General features: G+C 36.9%; 22 protein-coding genes and 1 other annotated feature. Of the genes, 10 read left to right on the top strand and 12 right to left on the bottom strand.

From position 1 onward, the window contains the following. Positions 1 to 4: 4 nt before the first annotated feature. From NKR74_RS06880 to ilvE, 6 genes are all read right to left on the bottom strand, one after another. On the bottom strand, positions 5 to 1528 hold the full coding sequence (locus NKR74_RS06880) for a 2-isopropylmalate synthase (protein WP_098309515.1): 1524 nt from the start codon (positions 1526 to 1528) through the stop codon (positions 5 to 7). A gap of 1 nt (position 1529) precedes the next feature. Continuing rightward, positions 1530 to 2540: a ketol-acid reductoisomerase gene (gene ilvC / locus NKR74_RS06875; RefSeq protein WP_098309516.1), complete on the bottom strand. Its 1011-nt coding sequence runs from the start codon at positions 2538 to 2540 to the stop codon at positions 1530 to 1532. Positions 2541 to 2567: 27 nt separating this feature from the next. Continuing rightward, positions 2568 to 3083 carry an acetolactate synthase small subunit gene (gene ilvN, locus NKR74_RS06870; RefSeq protein WP_098309517.1) on the bottom strand — a complete coding sequence of 172 codons (516 nt, stop codon included), beginning with the start codon at positions 3081 to 3083 and terminating at the stop codon, positions 2568 to 2570. Beyond that, entirely contained in the window at positions 3080 to 4777 is a 1698-nt protein-coding gene (ilvB, locus tag NKR74_RS06865; protein ID WP_098309518.1) for an acetolactate synthase large subunit, read from the bottom strand. Before ilvB ends, ilvN begins: the two co-directional genes overlap by 4 nt. A 73-nt stretch (positions 4778 to 4850) precedes the next feature. Then, positions 4851 to 5078 (bottom strand) — a binding site (T-box leader). Positions 5079 to 5101: 23 nt separating this feature from the next. Further along, positions 5102 to 6769 carry a dihydroxy-acid dehydratase gene (gene ilvD, locus NKR74_RS06860; RefSeq protein WP_098309519.1) on the bottom strand — a complete coding sequence of 556 codons (1668 nt, stop codon included), beginning with the start codon at positions 6767 to 6769 and terminating at the stop codon, positions 5102 to 5104. A gap of 14 nt (positions 6770 to 6783) precedes the next feature. Then, positions 6784 to 7680, bottom strand: a complete 897-nt coding sequence (gene ilvE / locus NKR74_RS06855) for a branched-chain-amino-acid transaminase (RefSeq protein WP_098309520.1) — start codon at positions 7678 to 7680, stop codon at positions 6784 to 6786. 408 nt (positions 7681 to 8088) lie between these two features. Here ilvE and NKR74_RS06850 point away from each other — a divergent pair, with 408 nt between their 5' ends. Then, positions 8089 to 8343 carry a DUF3911 family protein gene (locus NKR74_RS06850; RefSeq protein WP_098309521.1) on the top strand — a complete coding sequence of 85 codons (255 nt, stop codon included), beginning with the start codon at positions 8089 to 8091 and terminating at the stop codon, positions 8341 to 8343. 99 nt (positions 8344 to 8442) lie between these two features. Then, positions 8443 to 8685: a YkuS family protein gene (locus tag NKR74_RS06845; RefSeq protein ID WP_098309522.1), complete on the top strand. Its 243-nt coding sequence runs from the start codon at positions 8443 to 8445 to the stop codon at positions 8683 to 8685. A gap of 623 nt (positions 8686 to 9308) precedes the next feature. Here NKR74_RS06845 and NKR74_RS06840 read toward each other — a convergent pair. Together NKR74_RS06840 and ytfJ are read right to left on the bottom strand one after the other, a co-directional pair. After that, on the bottom strand, positions 9309 to 9398 hold the full coding sequence (locus tag NKR74_RS06840; RefSeq protein WP_098309523.1) for a phosphoribosyl-ATP pyrophosphatase: 90 nt from the start codon (positions 9396 to 9398) through the stop codon (positions 9309 to 9311). Positions 9399 to 9522: 124 nt separating this feature from the next. Then, positions 9523 to 9897 carry a GerW family sporulation protein gene (ytfJ, locus tag NKR74_RS06835; protein ID WP_098309524.1) on the bottom strand — a complete coding sequence of 125 codons (375 nt, stop codon included), beginning with the start codon at positions 9895 to 9897 and terminating at the stop codon, positions 9523 to 9525. Between the two features lie 299 nt (positions 9898 to 10196). On the opposite strand from ytfJ, the gene NKR74_RS06830 reads away from it, so the two are divergent. Beyond that, positions 10197 to 10544, top strand: a complete 348-nt coding sequence (locus NKR74_RS06830; RefSeq protein ID WP_098309525.1) for an imidazole glycerol phosphate synthase — start codon at positions 10197 to 10199, stop codon at positions 10542 to 10544. A 232-nt stretch (positions 10545 to 10776) separates the two neighbouring features. On the opposite strand, the gene NKR74_RS06825 is transcribed toward NKR74_RS06830, so the two are convergent. The 3 genes from NKR74_RS06825 to NKR74_RS06815 all read right to left on the bottom strand — a co-directional run bounded on the left by NKR74_RS06825 (position 10777) and on the right by NKR74_RS06815 (position 13435). After that, positions 10777 to 12120 (bottom strand): TrkH family potassium uptake protein, encoded by a 1344-nt coding sequence (locus NKR74_RS06825; RefSeq protein WP_098309526.1) that lies wholly within the window; start codon positions 12118 to 12120, stop codon positions 10777 to 10779. A 429-nt stretch (positions 12121 to 12549) separates the two neighbouring features. Continuing rightward, entirely contained in the window at positions 12550 to 12705 is a 156-nt protein-coding gene (locus tag NKR74_RS06820) for an imidazoleglycerol-phosphate dehydratase (protein ID WP_098309527.1), read from the bottom strand. A 310-nt stretch (positions 12706 to 13015) separates the two neighbouring features. After that, entirely contained in the window at positions 13016 to 13435 is a 420-nt protein-coding gene (locus NKR74_RS06815) for a MarR family winged helix-turn-helix transcriptional regulator (RefSeq protein ID WP_141525048.1), read from the bottom strand. A 483-nt stretch (positions 13436 to 13918) separates the two neighbouring features. On the opposite strand from NKR74_RS06815, the gene NKR74_RS06810 reads away from it, so the two are divergent. After that, complete coding sequence (locus NKR74_RS06810; RefSeq protein ID WP_098309528.1) at positions 13919 to 14473, top strand: thioredoxin family protein; 555 nt, start codon at positions 13919 to 13921, stop codon at positions 14471 to 14473. Positions 14474 to 14500: 27 nt separating this feature from the next. Here NKR74_RS06810 and bacA read toward each other — a convergent pair whose 3' ends face one another. After that, positions 14501 to 15292, bottom strand: coding sequence for an undecaprenyl-diphosphate phosphatase (gene bacA, locus NKR74_RS06805; RefSeq protein ID WP_098309529.1), 792 nt, complete (start codon positions 15290 to 15292; stop codon positions 14501 to 14503). 194 nt (positions 15293 to 15486) lie between these two features. Here bacA and NKR74_RS06800 point away from each other — a divergent pair, with 194 nt between their 5' ends. From NKR74_RS06800 to NKR74_RS06775, 6 genes are all read left to right on the top strand, one after another. Continuing rightward, on the top strand, positions 15487 to 16845 hold the full coding sequence (locus NKR74_RS06800; protein ID WP_253629058.1) for an MATE family efflux transporter: 1359 nt from the start codon (positions 15487 to 15489) through the stop codon (positions 16843 to 16845). Positions 16846 to 16961: 116 nt separating this feature from the next. Next, positions 16962 to 17480 (top strand): L,D-transpeptidase, encoded by a 519-nt coding sequence (locus NKR74_RS06795; protein WP_098309531.1) that lies wholly within the window; start codon positions 16962 to 16964, stop codon positions 17478 to 17480. 214 nt (positions 17481 to 17694) lie between these two features. Beyond that, positions 17695 to 18090 carry a DUF350 domain-containing protein gene (locus NKR74_RS06790; protein WP_098309532.1) on the top strand — a complete coding sequence of 132 codons (396 nt, stop codon included), beginning with the start codon at positions 17695 to 17697 and terminating at the stop codon, positions 18088 to 18090. 179 nt (positions 18091 to 18269) lie between these two features. Next, positions 18270 to 18446 carry a 2-isopropylmalate synthase gene (locus NKR74_RS06785; RefSeq protein ID WP_098309585.1) on the top strand — a complete coding sequence of 59 codons (177 nt, stop codon included), beginning with the start codon at positions 18270 to 18272 and terminating at the stop codon, positions 18444 to 18446. 18 nt (positions 18447 to 18464) lie between these two features. Next, positions 18465 to 18614, top strand: a complete 150-nt coding sequence (locus NKR74_RS06780; protein WP_195933936.1) for a hypothetical protein — start codon at positions 18465 to 18467, stop codon at positions 18612 to 18614. A gap of 194 nt (positions 18615 to 18808) precedes the next feature. Continuing rightward, positions 18809 to 19729, top strand: a complete 921-nt coding sequence (locus NKR74_RS06775) for an aminoglycoside phosphotransferase family protein (protein WP_253629057.1) — start codon at positions 18809 to 18811, stop codon at positions 19727 to 19729. The last annotated feature ends 10 nt before the right edge of the window (positions 19730 to 19739 follow it).

Genomic DNA, 19739 nt, shown 5'->3' with positions numbered 1-19739 from the left:
TCCTTTACGATTTTGTAAGTGATCGTAATGTTTTTAATTTCCCTGCTGCATATACGTAAGCACGAGCTGAAGCTTCCAGTACATCTTGCGCTACACCAAAACCTGAAACTTGGTGTCCGTCTTCTTTCAACTCAACATGAACATGAGCTAACGCATCTTGTCCTTGTGTAATCGATTGAATACGATAGTCAGCAAGCTCACATTTTAAATGAAGAATTCTTTGAATCGCATTATAAATTGCTTCAATGCTACCGGCCCCAGTCGCGGCATCCTCCAGCACATTTCCATCAGTATCTTCTAAACAGACGGTTGCACTTTGAATGCTGCTTGATACAAAATGAACTTGCAATTGTTTAATATCGTACTGCTGTTTAGCAAATGCAGTTTCTCCCAATACAAGCGCCTGTAAATCTTCTTCTGTAATTTCTTTCTTTCGATCAGCTAACCGTTTAAAAGCATGGAACGCTAAGTCCCGCTCTTCTTCTGTAAATTCATAGCCTAACTCTTTCATTTTTTCTGTAAAGGCATGGCGGCCAGAATGTTTTCCAAGTACAAATTTATTTTGTTCTTCCCCTACAAGAGAAGGTGAAATAATTTCATAAGTAGATGCTTCTTTTAAAACCCCATCTTGATGAATACCAGATTCATGGGCAAACGCATTTGCACCAACGATTGCTTTATTTTTCGGAACAACCATGCCTGTTAAACGGCTTACAAGTGTACTTGTTGCTTTAATTTCTTTTAATTGCATGGAAGATGACGCCCCGTAATAATCGTTTCGAATATGGAGAGCAACTGCAACTTCTTCGAGAGCAGCATTACCAGCACGTTCTCCAATTCCATTAATCGTTCCTTCTACTTGAAGTGCACCGCCTTCAATTGCTGCTAATGAGTTGGCTACTGCCATGCCAAGATCATCGTGACAATGGCAGGAGAAAATAGCTTTCTCAAAAGATGAAACATGCTCTTTTAAATATCGGAAAAGAGAAAAATATTCCTCTGGATTGGTATATCCTACTGTATCGGGAATGTTAATTACATCCGCTCCAGCGCGAATTGCAACCTCTGCAGCTTCTGCTAAAAAAGAAGGTGTTGTTCGCGTTGCATCTTCTGCAGAAAACTGTACCGTTGAAAATAATGATTTTCCAAGCTTTACAGAACGATGAATTGTATCTAATACTTCATCCTTCGACATACGGAGCTTATATTTCATATGAATATCGCTCGTTGCCAGAAATACATGTAATCGAGGAGATACGCCTCCTTTTAACGCTTCATATGCAGTACGAATATCACTTTCCTTCGCACGGGCCAGACTCATAACAGAAGCATTTTGAATTGTTTCAGCTATACGTTTCACTGACCGAAAATCACCTTCAGAAGCGGACGCAAAGCCCGCCTCCATTACATTAATTCCAAGCCTCTCTAACTGCCGTGCAATTTGTAATTTTTCTTGTTCATTTAAATTTACTCCAGGCGATTGCTCCCCATCGCGAAGCGTCGTATCCATGAACAAAATTTGCTTCATATTACTTAACCTCCATTTTCACTCTCGGCTTTACAAATGGCATCATCTCACGTAATTTACGACCTACCACTTCAATTTGATGCGCATTCTCCTCTGCATTAATTGCATGGAATTTTTGTCTTCCTGCTTTATGTTCAGCAATCCATCCTCTAGCAAACGTTCCATCTTGAATATCTTTTAATACTTCTTGCATCGCTTGTTTCGTATGCTCTGTTACAACGCGCGGCCCTGATACGAAATCCCCCCACTGTGCTGTGTCCGAAACTGAGTAGCGCATATTTTCTAATCCACCTTCATACATAAGATCGACAATAAGCTTTAGTTCATGTAAACATTCAAAATATGCAAGTTCCGGTTGATAGCCAGCTTCTACTAATGTTTCAAAACCCGCTTTCACAAGAGCAGTTGCTCCTCCGCAAAGTACTGCTTGCTCTCCAAATAAATCTGTTTCTGTTTCTTCTTTAAATGTCGTTTGGAGTACACCGGCGCGAGTTGCTCCGATTCCATCTGCATACGATAGTGCCTTTTCATAAGCTGTTCCTGTTGCATCTTGATAAACCGCAAATAATGCTGGTACCGCTGCGCCTTCTACAAATGTTCGGCGTACAAGATGCCCCGGTCCTTTTGGCGCTACAAGAAATACATCCACATCTTCCGGCGGTGTAATTTGATCAAAATGAACGTTAAACCCATGAGCAAACACGAGTGCATTTCCTTCTTGTAAATTCGGTGCAATTTCTGTTTCATAAACTTCCGGCTGTTGTTCATCTGGAAGCAATACCATTACAACATCTGCTAGTTTTGTAGCTTCAGCAACCTTATATACAGAAAATCCATCTTCTTTTGCCTTTTCCCAAGACTTCCCTTGACGAAGACCTACAACAACGTCAAAACCGTTATCACGTAAATTTTGCGCATGAGCATGACCTTGAGACCCATATCCAACAATCGCTACTTTCTTTCCTTTTAATACATTTACTGTTACATCCTTTTCATAATAAACTTTTGCCATTTTCTTTCTCCTCCTATATTTTAAAAATTAATTAATTAACATTACTTGTTGTTTGTCTTGCTTTTTCATACTTCTTGTAAAGGCTGTTACTCCTGTTCTTGCAATTTCTTTTAAACCATATGGACGCAATAATTCAATAAGCGCTTCTACTTTTTCTTGTGCCCCTGTTACTTGAACGACGATGGAATCCTTTCCAACATCTATAACAGCTGCGCGAAACGGTTCAATTAAACTATATAATTCAGATCTAGAAGCAATTGTCGTAGACACTTTAATAAGTGCAAGTTCTCTTGCAATCATTGCTTCTTCTGTAATATCAGATACTTTTAATACATCAATTTGTTTATGAAGTTGCTTAATAAGCTGCTCCACTTGCTGGACATCTTCAACGTGAACAACAAATGTCATTCTTGAAATATGTGATGATTCTGTATGCCCCACTGAAATACTTTCAATATTAAAATGCCTCCTCGTCATCACACCTGTAATACGGTTTAAAACTCCACTTTGATTTCGAACCGTTGCTGTAACAATCCGTTTCACTCTTCCACCCCCTCCATTTGGTGAACACCTTTTCCAGGAGCAACCATAGGCATAACTTTTTCAGATTGTAAAACACGGCAATCAATAAGAACAGGTTCTTGTAAATTCATCGCTTCTCGCAATTGCTCTTTTGCCGTTAGCGGATTTTCAATACGGATCCCTTTAATTCCATAAGCGTGGGCTAACATAGCAAAGTCTGGTTGACAAGAAAGCACAGAATGAGAATAACGCTGATTATAAAACTCATCTTGCCATTGTCTTACCATGCCGAGTGCTTCATTATTTAAAATCAGCACTTTAACGGGAAGGTGATGTTCCTTTAAAACACTTAATTCTTGCAATGTCATTTGAAAACCGGCATCACCTACGATTGCTACAACGAGTTCATTAGGCTCGGCAATTTGTGCTCCAATCGCAGCTGGCAGACCAAACCCCATCGTTCCTAGTCCTCCTGATGTAACCCATTTATCAGGCTGTTTCAATGCATAGTATTGTGCTGTCCACATTTGATGCTGTCCAACATCTGTCGTTATAATTGCATTTCCATTTGTAACTTCATAAAGCATTTGAATTACAGCCTGCGGTTTTAACATTTGTGAATCGTCTTTATAGCAAAATGGGTAACGATTCTTTCTTCTTCGTAAAAGCTGTAGCCATTCTTTATGATTTTGTTTCTCTCCTTTACACTCTAATAACGCTTCTAGAGCATGTTTAGCACTGGCTACAATTGGAATTTCCGTCACAACGTTTTTTCCAATTTCTGCAGGATCAATATCAATATGCGCTACCGTTGCTCCCTTTGCAAAGTAAGCTAAATTTCCAGTCAGACGATCATCAAAACGTGCCCCTATATTTATTAACAAGTCACATTCATACAAAGCCATATTTGCTGCGTAAGAACCATGCATACCACCCATTCCTAAAAACAATGTATCATCGGATGGAAACCCTCCAAGACCAAGTAATGTATGAACGACCGGAAGATGATACATGCGAGCAAATGCGGTTAATTCATTTGCTGCTTTTGCATGCAATACGCCAGCACCCGCTAAAATAAGCGGTTTCTTTGCTACTTCAATTGCTTGTAGCAGTTTGTTAATTTGTAGTTGATTCGGATGATAATTCGGCTGGTACCCAGGTAAATCCATCTCTACATTGCTACATCGCTCTCCCATTTCTACAACCATATTTTTCGGAAGATCAATGACGACTGGACCTGGTCTACCTGTTGCTGCAATATGGAATGCTTCTTTTATAATCCTTGGTAAATCCGAAACATTTCGTACTTGATAGTTGTGCTTTGTGACAGGCATTGTAAGTCCGATGATATCCGCTTCTTGAAAGGCATCACTTCCTATAAGCGTTGTTGAAACTTGCCCAGTAAATACGACAAGCGGTAAGGAATCCATCATTGCATCCGCTAAACCAGTAATCACATTTGTCGCCCCTGGCCCACTTGTAGCAATAACAACACCTGGCTTTCCAGTAATTCTTGCATATCCTTCTGCTGCATGAATTGCTCCTTGTTCATGCCTTGTTAAGATATGAGGAATTTCACAATCGTAAAGCGCATCATATAGCGGCAAAACAGCTCCTCCTGGATAGCCAAAAATGACTTCTACCTTTTCCTTTCTAAGCGCATTTAACAATAACTGTGCACCGGTTGCCATTTTCTCTTCCGTTTTTGAAGACATCGTTTCTACAAACCTCCTTTATGAAATACGCGTATAAATAAAAAAGTCTTTCGCCCACACTCCAGCTATGTGCTGAAGGGACGAAAGACTTCGTGGTACCACCCTTCTTTGCAAGAAAAATTCTTGCCTCAGTGACTCTAATAGAGTCAAGCTAATAACGGAGCTACCGTCCAAACCTAAGCAAGTGCTTCAGCTTGACACTCAAGGGCGATGTTCGTCAACGTGAACCATCGGTTTCCACCAACCACCGACTCTCTGTGAGGCTTCACAATCAACTACTCCTCCCTATCAACGCTTTATCCCTCCGCGAACGGAAGTTTTACTTTATACTTTCATAATTCCTCCTGTATTTGCCGAAGTAACAAGCTTTGCATATCGTGCTAAATATCCAGTTTTTACTTTCGGCTCTGGAGAAATAAATTGTTTTTTCCGTTGTTCTAATGCTTCTTTAGAAATTTCCCAATGAATAATACCATCTTTTAAATTAATAATGATTGGATCACCGTCTGCCACATATGCAATTGGTCCTCCTTCAGCCGCTTCTGGTGATACATGACCAATCGCAATCCCCCTTGTTGCTCCGGAGAAGCGTCCATCGGTAATCAATGCAACCTTTGTTCCCAGTCCTCTTCCAACAATCGCTGATGTTGGAGCTAACATTTCCGGCATACCAGGTCCTCCTTTTGGACCTTCATATCGGATGACAACAACATGCCCTTCTTTCACAACACCACTATCAATCGCAGCAACCGCTTCATCATGAGAATCAAAACAAATCGCTTCACCAACAAATGATGTAACAGATTCATCGATAGCTCCAATTTTTAGGACAGAACCATCTGGTGCTAAATTTCCAAAGAGAATGGAAAGACCACCTGTTTTACGATATGGTCGTTCTTTCGGACGAATTACTTTTTCATCTAAGATTTTTCCTTCTTCTACTGTTTCATAAATGCTTTTCCCTGAAATTGTAATGCGCTCTGGATGAATTGCCCCTGGAATTTGTGAAAGCTCTTTAATAATAGCTGCTACTCCACCTGCTTCATGCACATCATGCATGGAATAATGAGAAGCTGGGCTAATTTTCGCTAAGTATGGAACACGCTTTGCAATATCATTAATACGCTGCAAGTCATATTCAATACCTGCTTCATTCGCGATGGCTAACATATGTAAAACTGTATTTGTCGATCCCCCCATCGCCATATCTAATGCAAAAGCATCATCAATTGCTTCTTTTGTAATAATGTCGCGCGGCTTTATATCACGCTCAATTAAATCCATTAAATGAAAAGCAGCCTGACGAATTAAGTTATGTCGTTCTTCACTTGTTGCAACAACCGTTCCATTTCCAGGAAGCGCAACACCAAGCATTTCCATGATGGTATTCATAGAATTTGCTGTAAACATCCCTGAGCAGGAACCGCACGTTGGGCATGCTGATTTTTCCATATCAATCAGCTGCTCTAAAGTTAATTTCCCTGACTTATGAGCGCCAACTCCTTCAAATACAGATGCTAATGAAAGCGGAGTGCCATCTTTTGATTTCCCTGCTTCCATTGGTCCTCCAGATACAAAAACAGAAGGAACATTCGTCCGAACAGATGCCATCAGCATTCCTGGTGTAATTTTGTCACAATTTGGCATAAACATAACTCCGTCAAACCAATGAGCTTGAATTACTGTTTCTGCTGCATCTGCAATGATTTCTCGACTTGGGAGTGAATATCGCATTCCGATATGTCCCATTGCAATTCCATCATCAACACCAATCGTATTAAATTCAAAAGGAACACCTCCTGCTTCACGAATGGCAGCTTTCGCTACATCAGCAAGATCTCTTAAATGAATATGCCCTGGAACAATATCGATATATGAATTACAAATTGCAATAAATGGTTTATGAAAATCTTCTTCTTTAACGCCTGCTGCATGAAGCAAACTTCGATGCGGCGCTCGGTCAATACCTTGTTTAATCATATTGCTTCGCATCGGTTACTCTCCTATCAACTTACTTTATTTTCTTCATAAATTTTTTCGCCATCTTCTACAACAAGCTTACGAAATTCTTCTAACAAACGATTTGTATGCGCTCCTGGTTTCCCAGCTCCAATTTCTCTGCCATCAACCATTGTTACCGCAATAACTTCAGCTGCTGTACCTGTTAAAAATACCTCATCTGCTACATATACATCATGACGTGTAAATAATTCTTCCCTTACGTCATAGCCAAGCTTCTCACCAATTTCCATAATCGCATTTCGCGTAATTCCTTCTAGTGCTCCAGCAGAACTTGGCGGTGTAATTAACTTATTACCTTTTACAATAAATACGTTATCACCAGAACCTTCTGCAACATACCCTTGTTCATTTAACATTAACGCTTCCTGCACACCGGCAAGTTTCGCTTCAATTCTCACTAAAATATTATTTAAGTAATTTAGTGATTTCACTTGTGGCGTTAATACATCTGGACGATTCCGTCTTGTTGCAACTGTTACAACCGGAATTCCTTTCTCGTAATATTCTGCCGGGAATAACGCTAATTGTTCAGCGATTACAACAACATTTGGCTTTAAACACGAATCAGGATCTAAGCCAAGATTTCCAACTCCGCGTGATACAACTAAACGAATATATCCATTAGATAATTGATTACGTCGAATTGTTTCAACAACAATATTGGTCACTTCTTCCAACGTATATGGAATTTCTAATAAAATGGATTTTGCAGATTCGTACAGACGAATGAGATGCTCTTTTAAGCGGAAAACATTTCCACTATAGACACGAATGCCTTCGAATACCCCATCACCATATAAATATCCATGATCATAGACAGAAACCTTTGCTTCATTTTTTGGAACAAATTCTCCATTTAAGAAAATCCATTGCTCGTTCACTTGAAAGCGCCCCCTATATCCTTGAATTTTTTTATTGGTTCCTAGTTTACGCCCCCTTTTCAAATAAATCAAAGAAATTTTTTGAAAATTTTAAATTTTAAAATTTATGAACAACCCTCTTTATATTGATATATCAACATTGTTAACGTTTACAAAATGTCAAAAAATTTTTTTCGACATTTTTCTTACAAAAAAATATTTGTTTAGGAGAAGGAATTTTGTCAAAAGATGCGAATCTATTGTATTCAATAAACGGACGTTCTATCACATATTTTTAGAAAAAGACTAGTAATAAAGCGAGGTGAAAAAATAAAAAATAAAATTTGAGGATAACACTCATATTTTTTTCTTATTACTCATAATCCTATTTTCAAAAATCATTTTGACAAATTTAAGGGGGCTAATAATATGGCATGTTTACAAATTAAAGGAACAAGACAAGAAGTAATGGAAATGCTTCAGTTATTTGATTTAATGAATACAAAAGGACTGTGTAAATTAGAAGATTATGTAGAATTACTTCCATATGCAGAGCAAAATAGAACAACGCAAAATCCTATGTACATTGCCTCAGTTGATGTACTATCAAATGATTATACGATGCACGATGTACAAAACGATCGTTTTGTAAGCGACATGTTGACTGGGGTTTATAACGACTAACTCTTTCCTACTCCTGCCAAACGTGTGAAACCTCTTTGTTAATTAGTGAATATTCTTCCGAAAAAGGAACATATTACTAGATGGCAGGAGGTGAATGACATGGCGAAAATTGGAGTAGAAGACTCTTTAACGAACGTAAAACAAGCATTAGAACAAAAAGGGCATGAAGTAGTCTCATTGCAATCTGAAAGTGACGTTCAAGGATGTAACTGCTGCGTTGTAACCGGGCTGGATTCTAACGTAGCGGGGATTAGCAACGCTGCGATAAAGGGATCTGTTATCGATGCAAGCGGCTTAACAGCTGAAGAAGTTTGTCAACAAGTTGAAAGTAGAATTCAATAAAGTGAAATTTTAATCAGCGGGGGTCTTCCTCATCCCTGCTGATTAAAAGCCCCACTAATCGGGCTCTTACGGGCTGTTTCATATTACAAGACTTCCTTAACATGTCCGTTTCGTTTAAGATAAAGTGAAACTTCCATCAGTGTTTTTTCATCCCCCACTGATGGTTAGTTGAACCAATCGGGCACATGCCAGCAGTTATCCCCTACCTTTCTTTCTGATTTCTCTCTGCATCTTGAGGTGGGGGTCTTACTGCCCGCAAATAGCGGATAAAATAAAAAGAAGGCTACCTTTTACAAAAAGGCGCCTTCTTTTTTATATTTAATTAACGGGAAAGTAACATATACTGGATGAAAGCCCTGCCTCTCTTTCATCATTGCGGTTCCAACGACCGCTCCTTATACACTAGTACGTGTACAGCTTACAAATACAATTCATCATATACACGATCACTAAAGTTGTTGGCATCATTGCCCGATCTTTAGCAAACTAGAGACTTGTATAAGTAAGGAATAACCAATATATACTAGCTGTAACCGAGACACGAATATCAATTATACTTCTTTTCGATAAAAATGTCAATACTTTTGTCAAAATAAAAACAGACCGCTTAGTAAGCCTGTTTGTTAAAATTGTGCTTTTTCCTTTAATACATATATAACAAATCCGCTCACTAACATACATAAACCGACAACAAAATTCTTGATGTTAATCATTTATACCTCTCCCTTGTTCTTCTTAAATCCTAATTCTTTATATAGTCATTTACTTTATATTCGTATAATTTTTAAACACACTTCATCCACTATATCATAATTTCCTTAAAATGCAAGCGTTCCGCTATCTCTTATTTACTAACCGCTGCACTGCATTAGGTACTGCTTCCAATGCTTTTTCTACAAGATGTGTACCGCTATGTAAGTGCATAACCTGAATTCCTTTTGCCCCAACTACTAAAAACGCAACAGGGTTAATCGAAACCCCTGCACCACTTCCACCACCAAATGGATGTAAGTTCTGCCCCTCTTGTGGTTGTCCACTTCCTTTAAAATCACTTCCACCTGCACCAAAACCAAAAGCAACTTTTGAAACGGTTAAAATAACATTCCCATCAGCTGTTGATACTGGCTTTCCAACAATCGTATTTACATCCACCATTTCTTTTAAGTTTGTCATTGCTGTTTTCATTAAGTTTTCAATTGGATGTTGTGTCATACAAAACCACCTCTTTTTCCTATCAATTCCTTTTTATCGTTTCCAAAAACGCGGAAGACATACCAACTTTTGTAATTTAACTATCTCATGAAATGAAACTTTCATCAGGGGGAATTTTCTTCATCCCCCACTGCTGGAAAGCTCTTACCAATCGCACTCTTACGACAGTTATCTTCCATGTTTCTTCTTTATTTTCTCAAAATCTTGACGTGAGGATTTTATTGCCCGCGAAATGGAGGATAAAAAAATAAAAGCAGTTCATACTAAACATGAAGCTCTTTATGAAAGGAGATATTATAATGACTGATAAACATGAAGAACGTTATAGAGAAAACGAAGACCATTTTGAAGAAGAATACGCAGCTGAAATTGCACCTAATGGTGTGCCTTACGATGGAAGAGAAGAAGGAACAACAAAAACAGGGGGAGCAACAGCAGGATTTATCGCTCTTGCCCTTGCAGTCTTAGCTTTATTCGTTTTCCCAGTACTCTTTGGACTTCTTGCTGTCCTAATTGGCATATATGCCTATAACCGTGGTGCCACTGTTACAGGTGGAATTGCAGCAGTAATGGGCGGCATAACTGCGATTGTTGCACTAATATTTCGAGCAGCTATTATCAGCTTGCTGTACTCTCTTTTTACGTAATAAAGTGAACCTTCCATCAGTAGAGGAAGGTTTATCTTCTACTGATGGTTAGTTGAACCAATCGAGCTTTTATGGGCAGTTGTTCCCATCTCTCTGCTTTTTTTTGAATATTGAGGTGGGATCTTACTGCCCGTTAGTGCGGTATAAAGTGAAACTTCCATCAATTAGGATCTTCCAGACAATTTTTCATCACGGAACATAATAAAAGGTATCTCGCTTTTCGCGAGATACCTTATCCTGTAAACACATCCTCAGATGGATAACGAATTTTTTGTTTTGCTGGCCGTGCAAGTGAAAACACAAGTGTTAATGGTCCAATTAACCCACAAAACATAACAAACATAATCACACATTTCCCAAAAGCTGATAAATCAGCTGTAATTCCCATTGATAATCCAACTGTTCCAAAGGCTGAAACCGTTTCAAACAACAATTCAATAAAGCTAAAGTTTTCAGTAAGCATAAGTACAAATACTGCTACAAAAATTAAAAATTGACTTGCAATTACAATCGACAAAGCTCTCATCACTGTTGACATTTTAATTGTACGACGAAATAAAATAACATCTTCTTTTTTCTTAAAAAATGAAATAACAGATGTAATTAAAATAACAAAAGTCGTAAGCTTAATACCGCCTCCAGTTGAAACACTTCCGGCTCCAATAAACATAAGTACCATCGTAAAAAACAACGTTGATTCATTCATACTTCCATAATCAATTGTATTAAACCCAGCTGTACGAGGGGTAATCCCTTGGAAGAATGATGCCCACAATTTTTCATTTAACGATAAAGAACCTAATGTTTTAACATTACTATACTCTAATATAAAGATGACAGTCATTGAAAAAATAATCAACGCAATTGTACCAACAATCATGATTTTCGAATGCAGTGTTAATTTTCGAAAACTTCGACTGTACCATATATCAATTAGTACTGTAAAACCTAAACCACCTATTACAATTAAAGAACAAATACCAATATTAATGATAGGATCTCCAACATATCTCGTTAAATTATCTGGCCATAAAGCAAATCCTGCATTATTATAAGCAGCTACGACGTGAAACAAGCTGTAATATAGCCCTTTTCCCAATCCGAATTCAGGAACAAAACGAATGGATAAAAATAATACTCCAACGAATTCAATACAAAGCGAGAAGAAAAACACTCGTTTTACTAATTTTACAAGTCCGCCAATATTCGTTTGATTTAATGCTTCTCCAATAAGAAGTCGATGACGTAATCCTATTTTCTTTCCGAGCACCCAAACTATTAAAATAGCAATTGTCATTAACCCTAAACCGCCTGTTTGTATAAGAAGCATGATGACAACTTGTCCAAATATGGTAAATGTACTATTTACATCTACTACACCTAAGCCCGTTACAGTCGCAGCTGATGTTGCTGTGAAAAAAGCATCAACCCAACTAATAGACGTTTTCGTCGCAATCGGTAATTTCAATAATATGCCGCCAACAATAATTAAAGCAAAAAATCCAATCGCTAAAATTTGTGGTGGACTTAATCGTATAAAACGATCATTCAAGTCACGTTTTTCTATCATTTCCATAATACTAACTCCCTTAATCCGTCCTCCATACTCCATACATAGTTGAGCATAATCTTTTTTCTTTTGAATTTCAACTTTTATTTTCGTATAAAAAATAGAAAATTCCTTATTCTTTCACGCCAAATTCACATTGAATTCACATCAATCTTTTATAGTATAACTATCGAAGCTGTTCCTCCCTAATAATGAGACATCCCCTAATGTCTCGAACAGCTTTCTATCCCTAGCTTAAATTGACAGAAATTGTCCCCCCTTCCTAAGCCATCTTGCAATGACAAGATGGCTTTTTTTTATCCCTCTACATGTGGAGCATTAAAATTACGTAGCAAAATCCTAAAAAAAGCAGTTAAGCGAGGAATATTTGCTGGCATACACCCGTTTAGTGAAAACTTTCACTTTATTTAATAATAAAGAAGAAGTGAATATGCTTCACTCCTTCCTTGATTTGCTCCCTTTTTTCGAGCGATATTCTTTCCCTTTATTATCATCACCAGTAACAAACTCTGTGCCGAACTCCTGTTGATATTGCCCTACTTTGGGTGCTCCTTGATTCCCGCTTCCTTTACTACCATTACGACTTGACATACTTCTTTCTTCCCTTCTGTATAATGATATTGTTAGTATGCTCCATTCCATTCTAAATACACATGAAAAGCCTTCGCATTGATTGCGAAGGCTTTTGCATAGTAAGGCCGCTTCTTAGTTTGGAATTTATCCCGCTATTCGCGGGTAGTAAGACCCCCATCTCAAGATGCAGAGAAAAGCGAAGAAGCTAGATGGGGGATGAAGCCCCCCCACTGATGGGAGTTTCACTTCACTATCTTCAATGCATCATATGATTCCCTAACTTTTCCACCATTTATTTAACAATATGAAATATGAATGCTATTTCTTACTAAATTAGCTTTTGTAAAATAGAAATCATGACTTGCATTTCATCTTCAGACAAAGTAGAAAATCGCTCTTTGAAATATTCCTTCTTTCGCATTTCCATCTCAGCCACTAATTCTTTCCCTTTATCAAGAATCTCCAAATACACAACACGACGGTCTGATGTACAGCGCGAACGCGTTACAAGTTCTTTTTTAATTAATTTTTCTGCAACAGCCGTAATGTGGCTATTCGATACGTTCAGCTCATTCGCAACATGGGAAACCATTTCTTTTTGGACCCGATTTAAAATACGCAACACGATAAATTCATTCCATGGAATATAATCACCGAAAATTTTGCCCATATCATTACGTAATGTACGAAACATAGCAAAAAAATTCGTAGACAGATCTTCCATTAGCAACTCGCGATTATTAGACATTTTGTACAGCACCTCTATTTATTTAATATGATTAAATAAAAACATTATGAACTATATTAACGTACTTTTTGGAATTTGTCATCCATTTTATTGGGAAAATCATGTATCTTTTTTTAGTTACTTGGTAATAGATGATAAAGGTTGCTTTCATAAAATGCTGTAAATTTTATCAGCAAGAAAACAGGGTGCACAGAAGCACCCTGTTTTCATTTTATCCCGCATTAACGGGCAGTAACCCCCCCACCTCAAGATGCACAGAGAAACGAGGAAGATAGGTGGGAGATAACTGCCCGTAAAAGCTCGATTGGTGAGAGCTTTCCATCAGTAGGGAGGATGAAGAAAATCTCCACTGATGGAAGTTTCAATTTATTGTTCTAGCTTTTTACACTCGACAAAATATGGATTACCAATAAAAGTAACTTTACCAGCTTTCCCGTAAAATATTTGGTACAATATGAACAAATAGAGAAAGAGGTGTAGTACATGACATTACTTCAATGGTTTAAAAAAGGCATGTCCTTTGAGGCATATGTAAATGATATGACGGTGAATCAACACGAATTACTACATATTTATAATAATTTCTTAATTCCGAATGAACTTCTTCCTGTTTTAGAGCAACATCAAAACGATCGTTTAAACGTTATCGTTTTAACAGCAGATTGGTGTGGTGATGCCCTTCTTTGCGTACCAATTATGAAACGCATTTGCGAAGTTGCCAATATCGAGATGAGCCTACTCATTCGTGATGATAACTTAGAATTGATGGATCAATATTTAACAAATGGTACCGCACGCGCGATTCCAATTTTCATTTTTATGGACGCAGCAGGAAATGAAAAATATATTTGGGGGCCACGCGCTCCAAAAGTTCAAGAGTTCGTTACTTCTATGCGCGCTACATTACCAGAAAAAGATGATCCACAGTTTGAAGAAAAGCAAAAAGAAATGTATGCTGCATTTCGTAAAACATTAACTTCTGATACTTCCATTTGGGAGCACGTAATGGAAAATATGATTGAAAAAATAGCAAAATAAAAAAACTGCCAAATGGCAGTTTTTTTATTATAAAACAAAGAAGTAAAACACCGCGGCAATAATAAAACGATAATATGCAAATGGTGTTAATTTCACACGAGATAATAATTTTAAGAATGAAACAATTGCTAACATAGCAACCACAAATGCAGTAATAAATCCAGTTGCAAATAATGGGATATCTGCTGCGCTTAATTCATTCCAACTCTTAATTAAATCAAGACCTGTTGCAGCTACCATCATTGGTACCGCAAGAATAAATGTATATTCAGCAGCTGCTGTATGAGATACACGCGCTAACAAACCGCCACTAATTGTAGACCCTGAACGAGAAAAACCAGGCCATAATGCTAAACATTGAAACATCCCAATCGTAAACGCTTGTTTATACGTAATGTCATCAAGTGTTTTCGCTGTGCTTGGCTTTGAGAATTTCTCAGCAATAATCATTAAGATACCACCAGCAATTAAACTAATAACAACTGGACCTGGTCCAAATAAAACCTCTTTAATTTTGTCATGTAATAAAACACCAAGTAATCCAGCTGGAATCATACCGATAATAATATGTAATAAGTTTAACGATGGCCCTTGCTTTACTCGTCCAATTCCAACTAACGACCATAATCGCTTCCAAAATACAACAACAACCGCTAAAATAGATCCTAATTGAACAACAATTTCAAACGTTTTTGCTTTATCGCCTTCAAATCCAATTAAATGCCCTGTTAAAATCATATGCCCTGTTGATGATACAGGTAAAAACTCCGTTAACCCTTCAACAGCACCCATGATTAATCCAATTAACCAATCAGCCACGACCGTGCCTCCTTAATACCTTATAATACTTTTTTCATACTTTATCATAATACCTCATCTTCACTAAACACGCATCGTTTTTTTCATATTCATTCAAAATGCACCAATGTTGTTATAGATACATATTACTTTTCTAAATTCCTATTCAATAGTATGATTGAAACGGCCTATTCGTATTTTAGAAAGGAGTATATATGAAAGAAACTACATCGATTTCACAAAAAATTAAGCAATTTATCTTATTATTTTCCCCCATATTTGTTACACAAATGTCATTATTTTCAATGAGTTTTTTCGATACGACGATGTCAGGACATGCAAGTGCCACTGATTTAGCTGGAGTTGCAATTGGAACAAGTATATGGCTTCCAATTAGTACAGGATTAACAGGTATTTTAATGGCAACAACTCCTATTGTTGCTCACCTTATCGGCTCCAAACAAAAAGAAAATGTAGCTTACGTTGTGACACAAGCCGTATACTTAGCAATCTTGGTCAGTGTTATTGTTATAATCATTGGATTTTTTGTGGTTTCACCAATTTTACATGCCATGCATTTAGAGAAACAAGTAGCCCAAATTGCTGCTCAATTTTTAAGCATTATCGCATTTGGTATCATTCCGCTATTTGTATATACAGTACTCCGCTGTTTTATTGATGCCTTAGGAAAAACCCGCACAACAATGATTATCACTTTACTATCTTTACCGATTAATATCATTTTGAACTATATATTCATTTTTGGTCATTTCGGTTTCCCAAAACTCGGTGGAGTTGGAGCTGCCATCGCTTCAACATCGACATATTGGTGTATTTTACTTATCACTATTGTCATTATCCGTACGAAAGAGCCTTTCTCTTCTTATGGTGTCTTTCAACGTTTGTATCGCCTCTCTATATCAAGCTGGAAAGAATTATTAAAACTTGGTGTACCAATTGGATTTGCAATCTTTTTTGAAACAAGTATTTTTGCTGCTGTTACATTATTTATGAGTAATTTTGACACAACAACCATTGCTGCTCACCAAGCTGCGATGAACTTCGCATCTCTTTTATATATGACACCACTCAGTTTATCCATGGCAATGACAATTTCTGTCGGGTTTGAAGTCGGTGCTTCCCGATATAAAGATGCCAAGCATTATAGCTTTATTGGTATAGGATTAGCACTAGCTTTCGCACTGTTATATTCTATCTTACTGTTTTTATTTGATGACAATATTGCCTCTATTTATACAAATGATTCTGCAGTACACGACTTAGCAAAACAATTTCTCGTGTTTGCAATTTTATTCCAATTTTCTGATGCCATTGCAACACCAGTACAAGGTGCACTTCGCGGTTATAAAGATGTGAATGTAGCACTTGTTATGACACTAGTTGCATATTGGATAATAGGTCTCCCGCTCGGTTATACACTTGCAACATATACAACTTTGGCTGCAAAAGGTTATTGGATTGGTCTCATTTTAGGACTAGCTTTTGGTGCAATCTTTTTACTCGCTCGTCTATTTCAAGTACAGCAAAAATATATTACATTAAAAAGCCGCTAAATAGCGGTTTTTTATATATCCTTAATATTTTGTATATAAATAAAAAAGTAATAGGATTCTTTATAAAAGAAAGCTATAATAAATTTTGATATTTACATAAAGGAGACTAATTTAATATGAGGAAGATTGCGATTGCACTATTATTATTCTTTTCTTCTATGCTTCCTGTTAAGGCAGCTGATGCAGAGACATATCAGCAAGAACATTTGTTAATTGTCAATGTAGCGACAAATAAGATGGCATATTATGAAAAAGGTAAATTTGTAAAAGAGTTTACAGTTGCTACTGGAAAAAGCAGCACACCAACACCCCTAGGAAAATATAATATTGTCAACAAAATTAAGAATCGTCCCTACTATGCCAAAAATATTCCTGGCGGTGATTCACGCAACCCATTAGGGGATCGATGGCTCGGTCTGAATCTCAAAGGAACAAAAGGAACAACATATGCCATTCACGGAACTAATAATGCAAGCGCCATTGGAAAATGGACAACACTCGGTTGCATTCGCATGTATAATAGTGACGTACATTGGTTATTTGATCGAGTTCCTGTCGAAACAACTGTAATCATCACAAATAAAAAAACAACATATAAAGCAATTGCTGCTACATATGGATTCAAACTCACATAATGTTTTTCGGGAGAAAAGGTTCTTTAAGTAAGAACACCTTTTTTCCTACAAATCATATATATAAATTATAATAATAGGATACAAATATATAAACAACTATTTTTATAATATCTCCCAAAAATAATTTCCCCACTATTTTTATAGAAGCATTTTTTTCATTTCATGTATAATACGAGGTAAATATTGGATTTTTAACAAAAGAAAGGAGAACAATGTGAATTTATTCCTAAATTTTTTTATATATGCTGGAACAGGGCTTGCTTTACTATGTATCGGTTTTCTTCTATTTGATTGGACGACAAAAGTAAAGGAATTTCAATTAATTGCAAAAGGAAATGTATCTGCAGCTATGTCAATTGGCGGAAAATTACTTGGCCTTACGTTTATAGTGGGGGCAACCATCGCTCAGTCTGTTTCACTCATCGATATGATCATTTGGAGTGCTATCGGTATCGTAACGCAAATTATTGCTTTTTACATTGCAGAACTTGTTACAATGAGCTTCAGTATTAAGCAAGCAATTGAAGAAGATAATCGTGCTGTCGGACTTATGATTCTCCTATTATCCATATCTATCGGCTGGGTTCTCGCCCAGTGCTTAACATACTAAGAGTATATTTCTTCCTTATAACGTGCAACATATCAATAAAGTGAAACTTCCATCAGTGGAGGTTTAGTTGAACCAATCGGGCACATGCCAGCAGTTATCCCTCATCTATCTTCCTCGCTTCCCTCTGAATCTTGAGGTGGCCGTTAATGCGGGATAAAAAACATAAAGGAGTTGCAACAGTGGACGAAAAGGAAGAACAACAATCTTATCAAGAAGAGTTTGCACCGGAAATTTCACCCGGTTATCGTCAAGATGTACATAAATCACCTCGTTATTCTAACATGACGTTTTTAGTCGGCATTGTCATTTTTGGAGCTGTACTACTATTACTTATTACTTTCGTATATTTTAAGTAAAAGAAAGGACGAATTCATATGAATAATAACTCAGCAAGTTCAAGTAAAAGGGTTATAAAAACACAAAAAGGATACGCTGGAGATTCTTTAGACAAACATAGAGCTATCGAAAATGCAAATCTTGATTTGAGTAAAAAGGAGATACAGCAGCAAAACGAGAATTTATAAAGTTCAACTTCCATCAGTGCGGGTTCTTCATCCTCCACTGATAGTTAATTGAACCAATCTTTACGTAAAATTGTCTCACCTCTCAATCAACCCTACATCTTGAGGTGAGATTATCCGTTAAATACGGGATAAGAAAAGAAATCCCTAGCTAGGGATTTCTTTTCTATTTATAACTAAACGAAAGAGGCGAAAAAATGACAGACTTAGACTATATACAATATATTCAAAAAACACTCCCGAACTTGCCTATCCATTCCTTTCATCAAGATGAAAGCGGTTGGGATAATGTTGCTATTCTCATAAATGATGAATGGTTATTTCGATTCCCTAGAAAAGTTGAATACGCGAAAAAAATTCCTCGTGAAAAACAATTATATGAAGTACTGTCTCCTATGCTGCAAACACAACAAATAGAAGTACCGAACTATCATATTCTATATGAAAATAAAGCAGATACAATTCCTGTTTGCAGTTACTATAAAATAATTCATGGTAAACCATTTAAACCATCTTACTTACATAACCTCTCAATTAATGAAAAAACGAAAATTGTTACACAACTTGCATCATTTCTTGCTGCTTTTCATACAGTTCCTATTACACTTGCAAAAGAGTGGGGATTTCAGGTTGAGCAAACAACTGAATATTGGAAGAAGCTATATATGAAACTAAAACATTACCTGTTTACTACATTTACAATAGAAGAAACTAAACGATTGAATACACTATTTCAAACATTTTTTGAGCAATTATATACAAGCTCCTCTCCACAAACAGTTATTCATGCTGACTTAACACATAATCATATTTTATTTCATCCTCTCCTGAGGCACATTGCTGGTATCATTGATATAGGAGATGCACAAATTGGTGATCCCGCATTTGATTTTGCTGGATTATACGCTGATTACGGCCATGCCTTTACACTAGAAGTATACGAGGAATATACTGCTTTAACGAATAGAACGGATACAACATTTTTTGAACGGATTATCTCTTTTTATCAATATAATCCTATACTGCACGACCTTGTATATGGTTTTGAAACAAATGATTCAAAAATGATTGAAAACAATACAAAACGACTGCTACATGTTTTAAGGGGAATACGCTAAACGTCTTCCC

The organism is Bacillus sp. 3103sda1 (assembly GCF_024159135.1).
Taxonomy (GTDB): Bacteria; Bacillota; Bacilli; order Bacillales; family Bacillaceae_G; genus Bacillus_A; species Bacillus_A rhizoplanae.
Note: the sequence above shows the minus strand (reverse complement) of the source record. Positions and strands in the feature narration are given on the sequence as shown.

What these genes read in the sequence shown, in the direction of transcription:
- NKR74_RS06880 (WP_098309515.1), bottom strand. Translation starts at nt 1,528, where the DNA reads ATGAAGCAAATTTTGTTCATGGATACGACGCTTCGCGATGGGGAGCAA.
- ilvC (WP_098309516.1), bottom strand. Translation starts at nt 2,540, where the DNA reads ATGGCAAAAGTTTATTATGAAAAGGATGTAACAGTAAATGTATTAAAA.
- ilvB (WP_098309518.1), bottom strand. Translation starts at nt 4,777, where the DNA reads ATGTCTTCAAAAACGGAAGAGAAAATGGCAACCGGTGCACAGTTATTG.
- ilvD (WP_098309519.1), bottom strand. Translation starts at nt 6,769, where the DNA reads ATGCGAAGCAATATGATTAAACAAGGTATTGACCGAGCGCCGCATCGA.
- NKR74_RS06850 (WP_098309521.1), top strand. Translation starts at nt 8,089, where the DNA reads ATGGCATGTTTACAAATTAAAGGAACAAGACAAGAAGTAATGGAAATG.
- NKR74_RS06845 (WP_098309522.1), top strand. Translation starts at nt 8,443, where the DNA reads ATGGCGAAAATTGGAGTAGAAGACTCTTTAACGAACGTAAAACAAGCA.
- NKR74_RS06840 (WP_098309523.1), bottom strand. Translation starts at nt 9,398, where the DNA reads ATGATTAACATCAAGAATTTTGTTGTCGGTTTATGTATGTTAGTGAGC.
- ytfJ (WP_098309524.1), bottom strand. Translation starts at nt 9,897, where the DNA reads ATGACACAACATCCAATTGAAAACTTAATGAAAACAGCAATGACAAAC.
- NKR74_RS06830 (WP_098309525.1), top strand. Translation starts at nt 10,197, where the DNA reads ATGACTGATAAACATGAAGAACGTTATAGAGAAAACGAAGACCATTTT.
- NKR74_RS06825 (WP_098309526.1), bottom strand. Translation starts at nt 12,120, where the DNA reads ATGGAAATGATAGAAAAACGTGACTTGAATGATCGTTTTATACGATTA.
- NKR74_RS06820 (WP_098309527.1), bottom strand. Translation starts at nt 12,705, where the DNA reads ATGTCAAGTCGTAATGGTAGTAAAGGAAGCGGGAATCAAGGAGCACCC.
- NKR74_RS06815 (WP_141525048.1), bottom strand. Translation starts at nt 13,435, where the DNA reads ATGTCTAATAATCGCGAGTTGCTAATGGAAGATCTGTCTACGAATTTT.
- NKR74_RS06810 (WP_098309528.1), top strand. Translation starts at nt 13,919, where the DNA reads ATGACATTACTTCAATGGTTTAAAAAAGGCATGTCCTTTGAGGCATAT.
- NKR74_RS06800 (WP_253629058.1), top strand. Translation starts at nt 15,487, where the DNA reads ATGAAAGAAACTACATCGATTTCACAAAAAATTAAGCAATTTATCTTA.
- NKR74_RS06795 (WP_098309531.1), top strand. Translation starts at nt 16,962, where the DNA reads ATGAGGAAGATTGCGATTGCACTATTATTATTCTTTTCTTCTATGCTT.
- NKR74_RS06780 (WP_195933936.1), top strand. Translation starts at nt 18,465, where the DNA reads ATGAATAATAACTCAGCAAGTTCAAGTAAAAGGGTTATAAAAACACAA.
- NKR74_RS06775 (WP_253629057.1), top strand. Translation starts at nt 18,809, where the DNA reads ATGACAGACTTAGACTATATACAATATATTCAAAAAACACTCCCGAAC.